Origin of the sequence: Paraburkholderia sp. BR13439 (genome assembly GCF_040948805.1) — a bacterium.
In the GTDB taxonomy this organism is placed as follows: Bacteria; Pseudomonadota; Gammaproteobacteria; order Burkholderiales; family Burkholderiaceae; genus Paraburkholderia; species Paraburkholderia youngii.
Genome location: NZ_JBFPKN010000002.1, coordinates 1 through 15544 on the forward strand (window position 1 = coordinate 1; position 15544 = coordinate 15544).

A 15544-nucleotide genomic window follows, 5' to 3' on the forward strand; every position below is an offset into this window, starting at 1 on the left:
TAGTGGACCTGAAAAACCGACTTTGCAATGTCAATCCCCACTGGCGTAAGCTTCACGACGGATCCTCCGGTTTGCCTGGAAACTTCGTATTTTCCACGTGGGCACATCGATGCCGTTGGCCCGTGAGGATCCACCTCCCTTTGCGCTCACATTCACGGGTGGGACGCGTTCATTTCATTCCCTGCTGCATGTGCTGCCCGGTGGCTTCCACCGCATCCGTCACTATGGACTGCTTGCGAACCCGGTGCGCCGCGCCAGTCTCGCGAAGGTGCGTGAACTGCTGCACGTCACGCCAGAGATCAGCGCATCACCCGAAGACACGGTCATCGAAACGAGACCGGCCTTCATCTGCCGGCACTGCGGCGCCCCGATGATCATCACCGGTATCCTTGCGCGGACCGCGCCGATTCGCGCGCCACCCACGCCCCGGAGCATGCCATGAAGACAACTGTTCCCGAACGTGCAACCCGACCATCGGCCCGGTGGCAATGCGGTCCGCGGGCGGACGTTTGCCCCTGGCACTTCGCGCAGACTCACACACATCTGCTCCGTCTGCCAGATTGCCGGACTGCGCCGCTTCGTCACCGCGTCACGGCCCATCTGCCAGACGGTTCGATCACTCATCGGGTAACGCCCCTGAACATTGCGGGCTATCAATCACCATAGCCTTCACGACTTACACCACATCGGAGCACTCCGCGGTTTCCTCCCTTCTGGTTTGTCCAACGCCTGCCCGCATGCGCTGAAGCGCGCTTGCGAGCCTGCGGACATGGGCAGGCGTCGAACAAACCTAAAGACCAGCCGCCGGCAGACTTAGTTAGGCGGCTGTGACCTGACGGTATCACGGACGGTATCAACCTCCGAAGTCATCTGGAGATGCATGGCTTAGACGATCTTTCTTAAGCAGGCTGCGCTGATTTTCCGATGCGGCCCACCTAAGGCCGTTGAGTGCCGGGCGGGAATGCCGGTATCGCTGACGGTATCGGCGGGCGCTAGGGGACCCGCGTCAGGCCCAGCGTTGGGTTTGCGGCGGGTTGTTGTCAATTGAGTGGGAGTGATCAGCCGTCCCGACCGTACCGGCACGACCTGGCAACACAACACATCAAAGCCCGCGTTTTCGCGGGTTTTTTTGTTTTGGGCCGCTGGATTTGCAGGTTGTGAACGGCGCCGCGATTGACGCCGGCATGTCAGACCAGATCGAGCCGCGCCCCATCTCGACGACACGATTCGGCGGTAACCCCAGGTGGGCGGTCTTGGCATCGCGATTTTTCCGGGCGTTCCGCTGGCGTCGTTTCCGCACCGCGATTTGATCGCGCGCCGGCTCGAAGCGCCGCTCGTTACGCGCGACTGAATCTGATCCGACGCGCCGAGCATTCGTTGTCGCCGGCCGCTGAGTCCTTCATCGAGCTTTGGTACAAGCGCATCGGCAACCCGGCCGGCCAGTGGCGCGCTGTGATTGCGCATGGCCTGTCATACTGTATGAATATACAGTAACATGGCTGCAATGGGCCGCTTGTGCGGCGGTATGCGAATTGGCGGAAAAATTCAGCTAGGGAACGAGGCGCGATGCCTGAACAACTGTGGTTGCCCGGGCTAGAGGCGCCGCCCCCGCCCACCGACGGGCTCTTTTTCGCGGTTTATCCCGATGCCAATAACGCGGCCGGCATGGCGAAGTTGGCGCAACAGCTTTGCGCGGAGGTACGCGGGCGCAGCGGCGTGCGCGGCAAGGCGCTCGCGGCGAACCGTTTGCACGTGACGCTGAGGCATCTCGGCAATTTCGCGGGCGGCTTGCCGGCGAATGTGGTCGAGGCGGCGAAACGGGCGGCCGCCGCGGTCAGCATGGCGCCGTTTACGGTCGAATTCGACGCGATCGCCAGCTTCGCGAAAAAGCCGCGGCTCGGGCCGGCGGTGCTGGTCGGCGAGCACGGTGTGCGCGGACTGCAGGCGCTTCACGATGCGCTCGAAGCGAGCTTGCGGGACGACGGCATCGAGCCCGATGCACGTTTTACGCCGCACGTGACGCTGGCGTACGGGATGCCGTGGATCGAGCGCCGTCCGGCCGAGCCGGCATGCTGGAACGTGCGCGAGTTTGCGCTGATGCACAGCCTGCTGGGACGAACCAAACATATCGTTCTCGCGCGCTGGCCGTTGGTGGGGCGAAGCTGAGGAGCGGGGGGCGCGCCGGCCACCGCGGCGTCGCATGCGCGGGTGTATCGCCTGGCAACCGCTAGAACCGCACGCTTGTTCCGCAGCCTCCGGCATAGGCGGCACCGCTTGCCGCGGCGCCGGCGCAAAAGACGCCGCAGCCGGAAAGCAGCAAGGCCGCGGCAATCGCCGTCAGCGCGGTACCCACGCCGATGCGCCGACACGTGAGCGGGCTCCCTCGCACCGGCTGCACGGCGCCGACAGGACGCGGATGCGCAACGGGAAAAGTACTGGGACGGCTGATCGGTTTGAATGACATCGCGGCATCGACTTCGACGAGAGGAAAAATCCTGGTTTGCCGCGCCAGTCAAGCGCTGCGCGCGTCGTACGGCTCGATGACTTACTCTAAGTCGACGCTGAAGCACCGTCAAACGCCGAATAGCCGGCAAATCGGCGCTTTTATGCCGTCGGGGGAGCACTGAACGCCCGTGCACTCCCTGATAGAATGCTCGGGCCGCAACGTAGTGGATTGCAGATGAAATTGCTTGATGCGCTTGTCGAACAGCGTATTGCCGCCGCCGCCGCGCGCGGAGAGTTCGACGACTTGCCGGGCGCGGGCGCGCCGCTGGCCCTCGATGATGATGCGTTAGTGCCGGAAGAGGTGCGCGTCGCCAACCGGATTCTGAAAAACGCGGGCTTCGTGCCGCCCGCCGTCGAGCAGCTTCGCGCGTTGCGCGACCTGCAAACGGAGCTGAATGCCGTGAGCGATCAGGCGACCCGTTGCCGTCTCCAGGCCCGCATGCTCGCGCTCGATATGGCGCTCGAATCGCTGCGCGGCGGCCCGATGGTCCTGCCGCGCGAATATTGCCGCCGCATCGCCGAACGTCTGTCGGAACGCGTGGGCAATGTCGATGTGGCGGGAGCAGGTTCACAGTGAACGAGCCGCTCGCGTGTCCCGCCTCGATCGGCTCTTCGGCGCAAACCGAGGACGGCGAGAAATCCGTTGACGCTAGCATCGGCGCAGTGTCCGCGCCGGCGGCTGATGGACCTGTGGCCGGTCCTGCCATCCCTCCCGGAAATTCCGAAGCTCCCATCATCTCGGAACGCGACTTGCGCTTCATGGCGCTCGCTCAGGCCGCCGCCGAAGAAGCGCGCGCGGTCGGCGAAGTACCGGTCGGCGCGGTGCTGGTGCGCGGTGACCAAGTCATCGCCACGGGCTTCAATCATCCGATCGGCGCGCACGATCCGTCCGCGCACGCCGAAATGGTTGCGCTGCGCGCCGCCGCGCAGTCGCTCGAAAACTATCGTCTGCCGGCTTGCGAGCTCTATGTGACGCTCGAGCCTTGCCTGATGTGCGCCGGCGCGATCATGCACGCGCGCATCGCGCGTGTCGTGTTCGGTGCGCGCGATCCGAAAACCGGCGCGTGCGGCAGCGTGGTCGATGCGTTCGCGAATCCCCAGCTGAACCATCACACGACGGTCAGCGGCGGTGTCCTCGAAGCCGAATGCGGTGCCGCGCTCAGGTCGTTTTTTGCCGAGCGGCGTCGCGCGAGCCGCGCAGCGCGCGCGGCGGCTCGTGGTGAAGTGGCTGAAGGGTCCGTTGGCACCGCCACTGACCCCGCAACACCCCCGAGCAGCGAACCGCCCCCAACCACGCCGCTCTAAAAGAACAACACCCAACGGGTCTCGCCATGACCGCTCACCGCACCATCGAATTGATTGCGCCATCCGGCTATCCGCATGATCCGGAGGTGTTGCATCGCGCGTTGCATCGGCTGCGGGCGCAGGGGCATCGTGTCGACGGCGAGGCGGCCGCGAAGCGCCGCTACCAGCGCTTCGCCGGCACCGACGGTGAGCGCGCGGCCGATCTGAACCGGCTCGCCGATCCATCGCGCGAGTTGCCCGATGTCGTGCTGGCCGTGCGCGGCGGCTACGGCGCGGTGCGGATTCTGCACGGTCTCGACTACGAAGGCCTGCAGCGGCGGCTCACCGATCAGCCGATCGCGCTCGTCGGTCACAGCGACTTCACCGCGATCCAACTGGCGCTGCTCGCGCGCGCCGGCTTGAAGACCTTTGGCGGCCCGATGCTGATGAGCGATTTCGGCGCCGAGGAGCTCAGCGAATTCACGATGCGGCATTTCTGGTCGGCATTGACGCAGCCGACCCTCACGATCGCGAGCAACACGCCGCAAGCGCAGAACGTCGATGTGACGGGCACGCTGTGGGGCGGCAATCTGGCGGTGGTGGCGTCGCTGGTCGGCACGCCGTACATGCCGCCGGTGCAGGGCGGCATCCTGTTCGTCGAAGACGTCAACGAGCAGCCGTTCCGCATCGAGCGGATGATCTATCAGCTGCATCTGGCCGGCATCCTCGCGCAGCAGCAGGCGCTCGTGCTCGGCGACTTCACGGGCGGCAAGCCCTACGACTACGACAATGGCTACGACCTGCAGGCGATGGTCGAGCAAGTGCGCTCGCTGATCGGCATTCCAGTCGTGACGGGGTTGCAGTTCGGGCATGTCCACAACATGGTGACGCTGCCGGTCGGCGCTAATGCGCATCTGGTCGCGAATGCGCATGGCTTCAGGCTGACGGCATCGGGCTATCCGAGCCTTGGCTGAAGCCCGCGAGGGTGGGGCAGAGGCGGGCGGATAGCCCGCTTTTTTTCGCGTTATTAACGCAACTAACTGTCTGCATTATGCAGCTCACCACGACCCAAACCCGTCGCCAATGTTTTCAGTTTTTGTTGACAAAAACCCGGCCGCCAACAGTCGGCTTGGCGCCGTGACAACGGGGAATATTTCCGTCAGACAGCCGCGCAGCTTGACTTGCAGGCTTTCCTGACGCAACGCAGCACGAGAGCTGTCGAAAATTGACGCAAAAATTGTTGACAATATTTGTGTCCGTCCTATGATGACCAACATACCGAGACGCCAATCATGTCCGACACCGAATCAGTCGCGAACAGTTCGAAGCCCGAAGCAATCGCCGAGCGCATCCGCGCGGCGATCCTCGAGCATCGGCTGGCACCCGGCGCGAAGCTCACCGAAGCTCAGCTATGCGAAGTATTCGGCGTGAAGCGCGGCCCGATCCGTCAGGCGCTGTCGCAGCTGGCGGGTGAGCGGCTCGTCGATCTCGAGCCGAACCGTGGCGCGTTCGTCGCGAGTCCGTCGTTGCAGGAGGTGCACGAGGTGTTCGAAATGCGCCGCATCATCGAGCTGGCCGTCGTCGAAAAGATCTGTAGCGGACACGGCATGCGGCGTCTGAAGAACATCGGCGGCATGATCGGCCGGGAACGCAAGGCATTCGAAACGCGGGATTTTCCGGCATGGATCCGCTTGTCGGGCGAGTTTCATACGGAGCTCGCGAGCCTGACCGGCAACTCGGTGCTGTGCGATTGCCTGAACGGGCTGGTCGCGCGTTCCACGCTGATTTCCGCGCTGTACGAGTCGCTCGGACGCAGCCCGTGCTCGTTCGAGGACCACGAAGCGATTCTCGCCGCGCTCGACGCCGGCGATGCGAAGCAGGCGGCCGCGCTGATGTCGCGCCATCTGCAAAGCGTCGAGTTGAAGATGCTGGAGCGCCCCGCGCGCGGTGCAGCGGATCTGCACGAAGTATTCGGTGCGCTCGCACCGAAAGAAACATCCACGTAAAGAGCCGAAGCCGACTCCACCCAGGCTGAGGCAAGTAGCAGGCGAGCTCCCGTTGCTGGTGCGCGCCGCACTGAATTGAACTGAACCGCTAGATGCACGGCAGGGCGGCCTCGCGTGAGCGCCGCCGGCCTGAACACGCACGTCCGTCGCGAGACGACGGACCTTAGGGTAGCGACGCATCGCCGGAAATCCGCTGCGGCCGGCGATGCGACAACCACAAGTACGTCAGTACGGAGACACGCGCGGCACGGTCCGGGACCACGACGCCGACTTCTACGCCCCATACAGGGCAAGAAGCGAGCAACTGGCATGGCCGGTGCAATGTCCGTCGATGCGCTTTCGACGGTCCCTATCCAAAGGAGGAATCATGGCTCAGTTCAGTGCAGCGCCAGGCAGTCACCCCATCTCCAACTACCCGGACGGCACGACCCAGACCGATCCGTCGATGCCGGCCGGCTACAGCGAGCGGCTCTACAACGCGGACCTCGCGCCGCTGCGCGCGCAGAACTGGACCGCGTACAACATCTTCGCGTTCTGGATGTCGGACGTGCATAGCGTGGGTGGCTATGTCTTCGCGGGGAGTCTCTTCGCGCTCGGCCTGACGAGCTGGCAGGTGCTGGTCGCGTTGCTCGTCGGCATCACGCTCGTAAACGTGCTGTGCAACCTGATTGCGAAGCCAAGCCAGCTGAACGGCGTGCCGTATCCGGTCGCGTGCCGCGCGACCTTCGGCGTGCTCGGCGCGAACGTTCCCGCGGTGATCCGCGGCCTGATCGCGGTCGCGTGGTATGGCATCCAGACCTATCTCGCGTCGAGCGCGCTCGTGATCGTCGTGCTGAAGTTCGTGCCGCAACTGCTGCCATATGCGGACGTGCATCGGCATGGCCTGCTCGGTCTGTCGACGCTCGGCTGGGCCGGCTTCATGCTGCTGTGGGTACTGCAGGCGCTGGTGTTCTGGCATGGCATGGAGACCATCAAGAAGTTCATCGATTTCGCCGGTCCGGCCGTCTACGTCGTGATGTTCATTCTCGCCGGCTACATGGTGTATCGCGCGGGCTGGCGCAACATCGGCATCAACCTCGGCGGCGTCAAATATCACGGCATGGAAGTGGTGCCGGTGATGATCACGGCAATCTCGCTGGTGGTGTCGTACTTCTCCGGACCGATGCTGAATTTCGGCGACTTCTCGCGCTACGGCAAGAGCTTTCGCAGCGTCAAGCGCGGCAACTTCTGGGGCTTGCCGGTCAACTTCCTCGCGTTCTCTCTGGTGACGGTGATCACGACCGCGGCCACGCTGCCGGTGTTCGGCGAGCTGATCACGGACCCGGTCGAAACGGTGGGCCGCATCGACTATCCGATGGCCGTGATTCTCGGCGCGCTGACCTTCACGATCGCGACGATCGGCATCAACATCGTCGCGAACTTCGTGTCGCCGGCCTTCGACTTCTCGAACGTCGCGCCGCGTCTGATCAGCTGGCGTGCGGGCGGCATGCTCGCGGCGGTCGCGTCGGTGTTCATCACGCCGTGGAACCTGTTCAACAATCCGGCCGTGATTCACTACACGCTCGACGTGCTCGGCAGCTTCATCGGACCTTTGTACGGCGTCCTGATCGTCGATTTCTATCTGGTCAAGCGTCAGAAGATCGTGCTCGACGATCTGTACACGGTTGCGCCGAACGGTTCGTACTGGTATCGCAACGGCGTCAACTATCGTGCGGTGGCCGCGTTGCTGCCGGCCGCGCTGATCGCGGTGATCTGCGTGATGGTGCCGGGCCTCGACGGCCTCGCGAATTTCTCGTGGTTCATCGGCGCGGGACTCGGCGCGCTGTTTTACCGGATGCTCACGCGCTGAGCTTCATGGAGCGCCAGGTTTTCGCCGCTGCAATATGAGTCGAACAGGAGTCGCCATGCGTATCAAACTGATCAATCCGAACACGACACGCCGCATGACCGAGGCGATGGGGCGCTGCGCGCGCGAGGTCGCCGCGCCCGGCACCGAAGTGATTGCCGTCAATCCGACGATGGGCCCGCCGTCGATCGAAGGCTATTACGACGAAGCGCTCGCCACGCCCGGTCTGCTCGCCGAAGTCGCGGCCGGCGAGCGGGAAGGCTGCGACGGCTATGTGATCGCGTGCTTCGGCGACCCGGGTCTCTACGCGGCCCGCGAGTTGGCGCGCGGGCCGGTGATCGGCATCGCCGAGGCGGCGATGCACGCGGCGAGCGTGCTCGCGCCGGGCTTTTCGGTCGTGACGACGCTCGCGCGCACCTGCGGCATGGCCTGGCATCTGGCCGAGCGCTACGGTATGAAGCGCTTCTGCCGCAACGTGCGCGCGACCGACGTCGCCGTGCTCGATCTCGACAAGCCCGGCTCGGCGGCGCGCCGCATCATCCTCGACGAATGCCGGCGCGCGCTCGACGAGGACGGCTCAGACGCGATCGTGCTCGGTTGCGCGGGCATGGCCGAGCTATGCGCGGAGATCGAGGACGCGCTCGGCGCGCCGGTGATCGAAGGCGTGACGGCGGCCGTCAAATGGACCGAGGCACTGGTGGCGCTGCGTCTCGCGACGGCCAAGCGCGGCGACTACGCACGGCCGCTCACGAAGCGCTACGACGGCGCGCTCGCCTCGTTCAGCCCCGGCCCGCTGCGGGTAAACGCCGACTCGGCGGAGACCCAGGGGGACGCGCACATACACTCGCAGTAACACGCACTATCTGCCCGGCCGTATGGGCTCACCGGGGCGTTTTCGCTACACTGGGTCAACTCGGTGCGGCGGCTTCGGCCGCCGCTGAAGCCTCCAAACGAGCGCTTGCAAAGGTCAGTTCCGGCGTCGTTGCCGAGGGGTTTCGAGCCCGAGCTTCATGCGCGAGCTTCACGCAAATTCCTGGTCCCGTCACTACGCATCCGTCAAACCATGCCACTCGACCCGAACTACCCACGCGATCTGATCGGCTACGGCCGCCACCCGGTGCACGCGAACTGGCCGGGGCGAGCGCGCGTCGCGGTGCAATTCGTCCTCAACTACGAAGAGGGCGGTGAAAACTGCGTGCTGCACGGCGACCCCGGTTCCGAGCAGTTCCTGTCGGAGATCGTCGGCGCGGCGGCGTATCCGGCGCGGCACATGAGCATGGAGTCGATCTACGAATACGGCTCGCGCGCGGGCGTGTGGCGCATCCTGCGCGAATTCGAAAGACGTGACCTGGCGCTGACGGTGTTCGGCGTCGGCATGGCGATCGAGCGTAATCCGGAAGTCGCGCGGGCCTTCGTCGAACTCGGGCATGAGATCGCGTGCCACGGCTACCGCTGGATTCACTATCAGGACATGTCGCCGGAGAAGGAAGCGGAGCACATGCGCCTCGGCATGGAGGCAATCGAGCGCGTGACCGGCGTGCGGCCGCTCGGCTGGTACACCGGCCGCGACAGTCCGAACACCCATCGGCTGGTCGCCGAATACGGCGGCTTCCTGTACGACTCCGATTACTACGGCGACGACCTGCCGTTCTGGATGGACGTCGAGGTGGCGGGCGGCAAGAGCGTGCCGCAACTGATCGTGCCGTACACGCTCGACACCAACGACATGCGTTTCGCGACGCCGCAAGGCTTCAACACCGCGGACCACTTCTTCACCTACCTGCGCGACGCGTTCGACGTGCTGTACGAAGAGGGCGACGAAGTGCCGAAGATGCTGTCGATCGGCATGCACTGCCGGCTGCTCGGACGGCCGGGGCGTTTCCGCGCGCTGCAGCGCTTTCTCGATCACATCGAACAGCACGATCGCGTATGGGTGTCGCGGCGAATGGATATCGCGCGGCACTGGCACGAAACTCATCCTTACCAACAAGACGACCGCGAGGCTGCGGCATGAAGGCGATGCAATACACCCTGGACCAACTCAACAGCCTCTCGACCGACGCGTTCGTTGCGACGCTGTCGGGCATCTTCGAGCACTCGCCGTGGGTCGCGGAGATTGCGGCGCGGCAGCGGCCGTTCGCGAGCATCGAGGAGCTGCATCGCAGCATGTCGCAGATCGTCGAAACCTCGGGCGAGGACAAGCAGCTCGCGCTGATCAACGCGCACCCGGAGCTGGCCGGCAAGGCCGCGGTGCGTGGCGAGCTGACCGCCGAATCGACCCGCGAGCAAAGCGGCGCCGGGCTCGCGCAATGCACGCAGGAAGAGTTCGACAAGCTGCATGCGCTCAATCACGCGTATCGCGAGAAGTTCGGTTTTCCGTTCATTCTCGCGGTGCGCGGCTACGACCGCCACGGCATCATCGCGAACTTCGAAGCGCGCGTGAACAATAGCCGCGCCGACGAACTGCGCGCGAGCCTCGATCAGATCTATCGCATTGCACGTTTGCGGCTCGACGACCTGATCGGCGCGTGACGCGCACGGCCTCAGGCAGCAAGTCGCAACGTATTTCCCGCACCACTCGATCTCAAGGACGACAAAGATGGCACTTCCGATTCTCGACCCCAACGCACCGGAATTCACGCGCCGTTACGTGAATCTGGCGGACCCGCGTCTGGGCGCGCAGGCGCTCGAGGCTAGCGACGAATTCTTCGCGCCGAAGGACCGCATGCTGAATCCGGAACCGGCCGTCTTCATTCCGGGCAAGTACGACGACAACGGCAAGTGGATGGACGGCTGGGAAACGCGCCGCAAGCGCACGACCGGCTACGACTGGTGCGTCGTCAGGCTCGCGCGGCCGGGCGTGATCAAGGGACTCGACCTCGACACCAGCCACTTCACCGGCAACTTCCCGCCGGCGGCTTCGGTGGAAGCGGCGCGGGTCGTCGATGGCGAGCCGAACCAGTCGACGCAATGGACCGAGATCGTGCCGTCCACCACGTTGCAGGGCAATAGCCACCACTACCTCGAAGTCGCCGACGCGAACGCGTACACGCATCTGCGCGTGAACATCTATCCGGACGGCGGCATCGCGCGTCTGCGTGTGTACGGTCAGCCGCAGGTGGACTGGGCGGGCGCGAGCCGCACCGAGCAGTTCGATCTCGCCGCGATGGAAAACGGCGCGTATCTGGTCGGCGCGAACAACCAGCACTTCGGCGCGGCCTCGACGCTGCTGATGCCGGGCCGCGGCGTGAATATGGGGGATGGCTGGGAAACGCGTCGTCGTCGCGAGCCGGGCAACGACTGGGCGATCATCGCGCTCGCGCAGCCGGGCGTGATCCGCAAGATCGAAGTCGACACCGCGCACTTCAAGGGCAACTATCCGGATCGCTGCTCGATCCAGGCCGCGTACGTGAAGGGAGGCACCGATAGTTCGCTCGTCACGCAGGCGATGTTCTGGCCGGTGCTGCTCGGCGAGCATAAACTGCAGATGGACAAGCAGCATTTCTTCGAAAGCGAGATCGCGGCGCTCGGGCCCGTCACGCATGTGCGCTTCAACATCTATCCGGACGGCGGTGTGTCGCGTCTGCGTCTGTGGGGTACGCTCGAATGAAAACGCTCGCCATCGAACCGCTGACGAAAGAGGCGTTCGCCGCATTCGGCGACGTGATCGAACTCGAAGGCGCGAAGCAGATTCCGATCAACCGCGGCACGACGATCCGCTATCACGACCTCGCGAAAGTCGACGTGACCGACGAGCACGGCCGCACGCTCGTCAATCTGTTTCGTGGCCAGCCGCGCGCGCTGCCGTTCGAAGTGAAGATGCTCGAGCGTCATCCGCTCGGCAGCCAGGCATTCGTGCCGCTGAACGACAAGCCGTATCTGGTCGTCGTCGCACCCGCGGGCGAACTGGACGCGGCGAAGATTCGCGCGTTCGTCACGAGTGGTTGGCAGGGCGTCAACTACGCGAAGGGCGTATGGCACCATCCGCTGATCGCGTTGGGCGAGGTGAGCGACTTTATCGTCGTCGATCGTGGCGGCGAGGGGCTCAATCTGAACGAGCAGGATCTGGCGGAGTCGATCTGGCTCACGGAAGATGCGTTGAGCGCGGTGGCGGTTTGATGGCAATGGAGCTGCCGGGTAGCCGGTAGCGTTGCGGTTGAAAAGAGAAGCCCGCGACGTGCGTTACGTCGCGGGCTTTCTTGCATGGATCACGATCACTTGCGCCTGCCGAGCAGCGGCGAATGCCCGATGACTTCTCTTGACCGCTCGGGCGGCTCCGGCGCCGAAAATCCCGCTGCTTCGATGGCCGGCTTGAGACCCCTGAATTGCAGGCTCTTCTTTGGTGAACGCAGCGATGTCATGCCGTCGTCCCACGCATGCAGCATCTGCTTGGCGACCGTGCGCCACTGCGGTTCGTTGCGCGCTGCCTCGATCAACTCGTGACCGACGTCGACAGCCGAGTCGCACAGCGCCTCGACCATTTGCGCATATTGCCGCGGAGCGATGCCCATGCGCGTGTTGAAAAAGCGTTCCAGCGTTTTACCGGCTGCCCAGGTCTTGCGGCCGTCGATGGCGAGGCCCGGCGGATTGGCGGCGAAGCGCGGATAAGCCTGGGTCGTCACGACATCGTAGACGGGCGTGAACGCGACATCGTCGACCGACGTATAGAACAGCGCGACGTTCTTGGTGTGGCAGTCCGCATTGCGCACGACGTAGTTGGTCAGCAGATGCCAGCCGAGCTGCTGGAGCTGCGTTCGCGTGGTGTCGCGATCGAGCAGATACGCTCTTGCCGCGTTGAGCATTTTCTCGCTGGTCGAATTGTATTTTTCGTGCGGCGGCAAACCGAGCAGGCCGCACAGGTCTTCGACGCCGTACGCCGGCAGTCCTTGTGCGTCGACATCGAAGCGCTCGACGACGAGCGCCCGGCCATCGTCCGACATCTGCGTGCGCGCAACGGGCGCCACCCCCAGCCGCTCCAGCACCCGCATCGAATGGAACTCGTTGAAACCGAGAAAGGGCGTGTTGTCGTCCGAACCTTTGACGATGTGACGGCTCGTTCGAATCGTCGGCTTTCCGAGCTGCAACGGTGTCGATGCGGCAGGCTGCGCTTCCGGCGCGATGAACTTCGGCACGACACCTGAAATGGCCGCTCGCGCGTATTCACGCACCAGTTGCGCGAAATGTTCGGCGGTGTTGTCGCCGTGCAGAATGTGCTGGACGTCGAGCGCCTCCAGTTCGGTGCCCGGCGCCACGCCTTCTGGCGTGACGGTGACCCGGCCGATCCCCATCGAGCCCACGACGGCGAGCAGCGACAGATCGGTTCCGTCGAGCAAGGGCCCGAATTGCTCGCGGATCAGATTCAGCAGATAGCCCTCGGGCAGGTTCTGCCGGAAAAACGGATGCAGGTCGCGCGGCCAGCGCCAGGCCTCTTCGCGCACCGGCATCGTCAGACTGACGAAGTCGGCCGCGCTCGCATCGCGGTTGTATTTGAGGACATAGTCGTCGCGCTCGCGAAACAGCGTGGCAACGTTCTTGCCTAGTACCTGAACGTCGAGCTTCATGGCTGCGCGTCCGGGCTGCGCTGTTCAGCGAGGATGTCTTCGAGCGTGCGGCCATGTCCATGCGCGACGAACTTGAGGTCGTAACCGGCGGCTTCGAGCAGGCGCACGAGCACGGACACGCTCATATCGTTTTTGGCGAGCGTCTCCATCCGCGCGACGGTCGTGCGGGCCACGCCCGCGCGGCGCGCAAGCTCTTCCTGCGATAGCTTGCTGTCGCGTCGCACGGCTTTCAGCATGTCCGAGACATCGGCGAGGTTGGTCATTTGTGGCCTCAGGGCGTCAAATTCAGCGTATTTGCCATTTATTGTAGCCCAAGAGGCACAACAAGGTTGTTTGTTTTTGTGCCTTTAGGGCTACATTTTATGTAACTTTGGCTTATTTTGTGGCCCAAGGGCGACAAAGCTAATGTATCGATGCCACTGACTGCACCCGCCATTCCTGCCCAAACGACAACGGGCTTGCCGCTCTCGCGACAAGCCCGGACACATACCAGCCCCTACCTCGGCACCGGAATCGTGATCCCGACAGACGTCTTTACTTCGCCGCGCCGCCTTCGAACCACGCGGCGATCTTCATCCGCTCGTCGTCGGTCATGTGCGTGACGTTGCCGAGCGGCATCGCTTTCAACGTGACCGCCTGCTGGTAAATGCGCTGCGCGTTCTGCGAGATTTCGTCGGGGGTATCCATCAGCACGCCGGCGGGCGCGCTGCCCATCATCGTCGGATGCGAGGAGTGGCAAGCCACGCAGCGCTGCTGCAGCACCGGCGCGATGTCGGCGACCTTCAGCGTCGGCGCGTTGGCGGCCTGCGCCTGCGGCACTACCGGACGCGGCATGGTCCACACGAGCGCCGTGCACATCAGCGCGACGCCGACGAGCGGCAGATACCACAACACCTGGCCGCGATGGCGCATCACGAAGAACTGACGGATCAGCGCGCCTGCCAGCATGATGACGACGAGCACCGCCCAGTTGTACGGATGCGTATAGGTCATCGCGTAGTGGTTCGACAGCATCGCGAACACGACCGGCAGCGTGAAGTAGGTGTTGTGCACCGAGCGCTGCTTGCCGCGCTTGCCGTAGATCGGGTTCGGCGTGTCGCCCTTCAGCATCGCGTCGACCATCTTGCGCTGGCCCGGAATGATCACGAAGAACACGTTGGCCGACATGATCGTCGCGAGCATTGCGCCCATGATCAGATACGCCGCGCGGCCCGCGAAGATATGACAGGCGAGATACGCCGCGATCAGCACATATACGCCGACACAGATGCCGAGCAGTTTGTCGCGCGTGCCGAGAATGCGGCACAGCGAGTCGTAGACGATCCAGCCGGCCGCGAGGAAACCGATCGCCGAGGAGGCTGCGACCACCGGTCCCATGTCGAGCACGTTCTTGTCGATCAGGTAGGTGCTCGGCGAGAACAGGTACAGCACGGTAAAGAGGCCGAAGCCCGACAGCCACGTCGTGTACGACGGCCATTTCGACCAGTGCAGGTCTTCGGGCATTTCCGGCGGCGCGACCGTGTACTTCTGCATGTTGTAGAAGCCGCCGCCGTGCACGTGCCACAGCTCGCCGAACACGCCGCGACGGCGCTGGTTCGGATCGGTCGGCGGTTTCAGGCTGTTGTCGAGCGCGACGAAATAGAACGATTCGCCGATCCATGCGATGGCGGCGATGACGTGGAACCAGCGAATCGCGAGGTTCAACCAGTCGGTGATAAAGCCTTCCATGAAACTCCTCCACTTCTGATTCGTTGTGCGCGCGATGACGTTCGACGTCGCCGGTCATCGCGCCGACTGCGGATAGAAGACGCAGCGCGGCTTGTTATGGGTATCGCGGGGCGCTTGTGCGTATTGGTGTCTGTTCGTGCCGAAGCGGACGCGGCTTGCATCCGGCAGGGCTAGCTGCCCCGATACGTGCTGTACGAAAACGGCGACACCAGCAGCGGCACGTGATAGTGCGCGCTGGCATCGGCGACGCCGAAGCGCAGCACAACGCGATCGACGAAGCGCGGCTCCGGCAACCTGGTGCCGAGCGACGCGAAGTAGTCGCCCGCGCCGAACACGAGTTCGTACTCGCCAGCGACGAGCGCGTCGCCCTCGAGCAGCGGCTCGTCGCAGCGGCCGTCGTGATTGGTGACAGTGGTTTTGAGCGCGCGGCGCGTGTCTCCGGCGAGCGCGAAGAGTTCGACCTTGATGCCTGCGCCGGGACGGCCGTTCGCGGTGTCGAGCACGTGGGTAGTGAGCTTGCCCATTCGCAATTGTCCTTGTGTGAATGCGAGGTGTCGGCGGCGGCCCGATCCATTACGTTTGCGGCGGATCGAGGCTCCACGTCAGTGGCTACA

The 15544-nt window shown here is 64.2% G+C and carries 15 protein-coding genes and 1 pseudogene; 12 read left to right on the forward strand and 4 right to left on the reverse strand.

The genetic code is table 11. From position 1 onward, the window contains the following. Positions 1 to 181 precede the first annotated feature (181 nt). From AB3X96_RS03945 to AB3X96_RS04000, 12 genes and pseudogenes are all read left to right on the forward strand, one after another. Positions 182 to 442: pseudogene (locus AB3X96_RS03945) on the forward strand (transposase); the annotation flags it as partial. Between the two features lie 1124 nt (positions 443 to 1566). Next, positions 1567 to 2166 carry a 2'-5' RNA ligase family protein gene (locus tag AB3X96_RS03950; protein WP_368588671.1) on the forward strand — a complete coding sequence of 200 codons (600 nt, stop codon included), beginning with the start codon at positions 1567 to 1569 and terminating at the stop codon, positions 2164 to 2166. Between the two features lie 514 nt (positions 2167 to 2680). Further along, a complete protein-coding gene (locus AB3X96_RS03955) occupies positions 2681 to 3082 on the forward strand; it encodes a DnaJ family domain-containing protein (RefSeq protein WP_176125601.1) in 402 nt (133 codons plus the stop codon). After that, entirely contained in the window at positions 3079 to 3810 is a 732-nt protein-coding gene (tadA, locus tag AB3X96_RS03960) for a tRNA adenosine(34) deaminase TadA (protein WP_368588672.1), read from the forward strand. The genes AB3X96_RS03955 and tadA overlap by 4 nt, the downstream gene beginning before the upstream one ends. 26 nt (positions 3811 to 3836) lie before the next feature. Continuing rightward, on the forward strand, positions 3837 to 4763 hold the full coding sequence (gene ldcA, locus AB3X96_RS03965; protein WP_176108311.1) for a muramoyltetrapeptide carboxypeptidase: 927 nt from the start codon (positions 3837 to 3839) through the stop codon (positions 4761 to 4763). 318 nt (positions 4764 to 5081) lie between these two features. After that, positions 5082 to 5795 (forward strand): GntR family transcriptional regulator, encoded by a 714-nt coding sequence (locus AB3X96_RS03970; RefSeq protein ID WP_368588673.1) that lies wholly within the window; start codon positions 5082 to 5084, stop codon positions 5793 to 5795. A gap of 367 nt (positions 5796 to 6162) precedes the next feature. Further along, complete coding sequence (locus tag AB3X96_RS03975) at positions 6163 to 7644, forward strand: NCS1 family nucleobase:cation symporter-1 (RefSeq protein ID WP_368588674.1); 1482 nt, start codon at positions 6163 to 6165, stop codon at positions 7642 to 7644. Between the two features lie 55 nt (positions 7645 to 7699). After that, positions 7700 to 8494 carry an aspartate/glutamate racemase family protein gene (locus AB3X96_RS03980; RefSeq protein WP_368588675.1) on the forward strand — a complete coding sequence of 265 codons (795 nt, stop codon included), beginning with the start codon at positions 7700 to 7702 and terminating at the stop codon, positions 8492 to 8494. A gap of 210 nt (positions 8495 to 8704) precedes the next feature. After that, on the forward strand, positions 8705 to 9655 hold the full coding sequence (puuE, locus tag AB3X96_RS03985) for an allantoinase PuuE (protein ID WP_368588676.1): 951 nt from the start codon (positions 8705 to 8707) through the stop codon (positions 9653 to 9655). Next, entirely contained in the window at positions 9652 to 10173 is a 522-nt protein-coding gene (gene uraD, locus AB3X96_RS03990; protein WP_368588677.1) for a 2-oxo-4-hydroxy-4-carboxy-5-ureidoimidazoline decarboxylase, read from the forward strand. Before puuE ends, uraD begins: the two co-directional genes overlap by 4 nt. Before the next feature lie 67 nt (positions 10174 to 10240). Beyond that, a complete protein-coding gene (gene alc / locus AB3X96_RS03995) occupies positions 10241 to 11251 on the forward strand; it encodes an allantoicase (protein WP_368588678.1) in 1011 nt (336 codons plus the stop codon). Continuing rightward, a complete protein-coding gene (locus AB3X96_RS04000; RefSeq protein WP_368588679.1) occupies positions 11248 to 11760 on the forward strand; it encodes an ureidoglycolate lyase in 513 nt (170 codons plus the stop codon). Before alc ends, AB3X96_RS04000 begins: the two co-directional genes overlap by 4 nt. Positions 11761 to 11855: 95 nt before the next feature. On the opposite strand, the gene AB3X96_RS04005 is transcribed toward AB3X96_RS04000, so the two are convergent. From AB3X96_RS04005 to uraH, 4 genes are all read right to left on the reverse strand, one after another. Then, positions 11856 to 13202 carry a type II toxin-antitoxin system HipA family toxin gene (locus AB3X96_RS04005; RefSeq protein ID WP_368588680.1) on the reverse strand — a complete coding sequence of 449 codons (1347 nt, stop codon included), beginning with the start codon at positions 13200 to 13202 and terminating at the stop codon, positions 11856 to 11858. Continuing rightward, a complete protein-coding gene (locus AB3X96_RS04010) occupies positions 13199 to 13465 on the reverse strand; it encodes a helix-turn-helix transcriptional regulator (protein WP_008920757.1) in 267 nt (88 codons plus the stop codon). The genes AB3X96_RS04005 and AB3X96_RS04010 overlap by 4 nt, the downstream gene beginning before the upstream one ends. A gap of 271 nt (positions 13466 to 13736) precedes the next feature. Beyond that, entirely contained in the window at positions 13737 to 14930 is a 1194-nt protein-coding gene (locus AB3X96_RS04015; protein WP_368588681.1) for a urate hydroxylase PuuD, read from the reverse strand. A gap of 170 nt (positions 14931 to 15100) precedes the next feature. Further along, on the reverse strand, positions 15101 to 15454 hold the full coding sequence (uraH, locus tag AB3X96_RS04020) for a hydroxyisourate hydrolase (protein ID WP_176108321.1): 354 nt from the start codon (positions 15452 to 15454) through the stop codon (positions 15101 to 15103). Positions 15455 to 15544: the final 90 nt, after the last annotated feature.

Coding starts and splice junctions, on each gene's coding strand:
- AB3X96_RS04000 (WP_368588679.1), top strand. CDS start 11,248: ATGAAAACGCTCGCCATCGAACCGCTGACGAAAGAGGCGTTCGCCGCA.
- AB3X96_RS03980 (WP_368588675.1), top strand. CDS start 7,700: ATGCGTATCAAACTGATCAATCCGAACACGACACGCCGCATGACCGAG.
- AB3X96_RS03955 (WP_176125601.1), top strand. CDS start 2,681: ATGAAATTGCTTGATGCGCTTGTCGAACAGCGTATTGCCGCCGCCGCC.
- AB3X96_RS04010 (WP_008920757.1), bottom strand. CDS start 13,465: ATGACCAACCTCGCCGATGTCTCGGACATGCTGAAAGCCGTGCGACGC.
- puuE (WP_368588676.1), top strand. CDS start 8,705: ATGCCACTCGACCCGAACTACCCACGCGATCTGATCGGCTACGGCCGC.
- AB3X96_RS03970 (WP_368588673.1), top strand. CDS start 5,082: ATGTCCGACACCGAATCAGTCGCGAACAGTTCGAAGCCCGAAGCAATC.
- AB3X96_RS03950 (WP_368588671.1), top strand. CDS start 1,567: ATGCCTGAACAACTGTGGTTGCCCGGGCTAGAGGCGCCGCCCCCGCCC.
- AB3X96_RS04015 (WP_368588681.1), bottom strand. CDS start 14,930: ATGGAAGGCTTTATCACCGACTGGTTGAACCTCGCGATTCGCTGGTTC.
- alc (WP_368588678.1), top strand. CDS start 10,241: ATGGCACTTCCGATTCTCGACCCCAACGCACCGGAATTCACGCGCCGT.
- uraD (WP_368588677.1), top strand. CDS start 9,652: ATGAAGGCGATGCAATACACCCTGGACCAACTCAACAGCCTCTCGACC.
- uraH (WP_176108321.1), bottom strand. CDS start 15,454: ATGGGCAAGCTCACTACCCACGTGCTCGACACCGCGAACGGCCGTCCC.
- AB3X96_RS03975 (WP_368588674.1), top strand. CDS start 6,163: ATGGCTCAGTTCAGTGCAGCGCCAGGCAGTCACCCCATCTCCAACTAC.
- ldcA (WP_176108311.1), top strand. CDS start 3,837: ATGACCGCTCACCGCACCATCGAATTGATTGCGCCATCCGGCTATCCG.
- AB3X96_RS04005 (WP_368588680.1), bottom strand. CDS start 13,202: ATGAAGCTCGACGTTCAGGTACTAGGCAAGAACGTTGCCACGCTGTTT.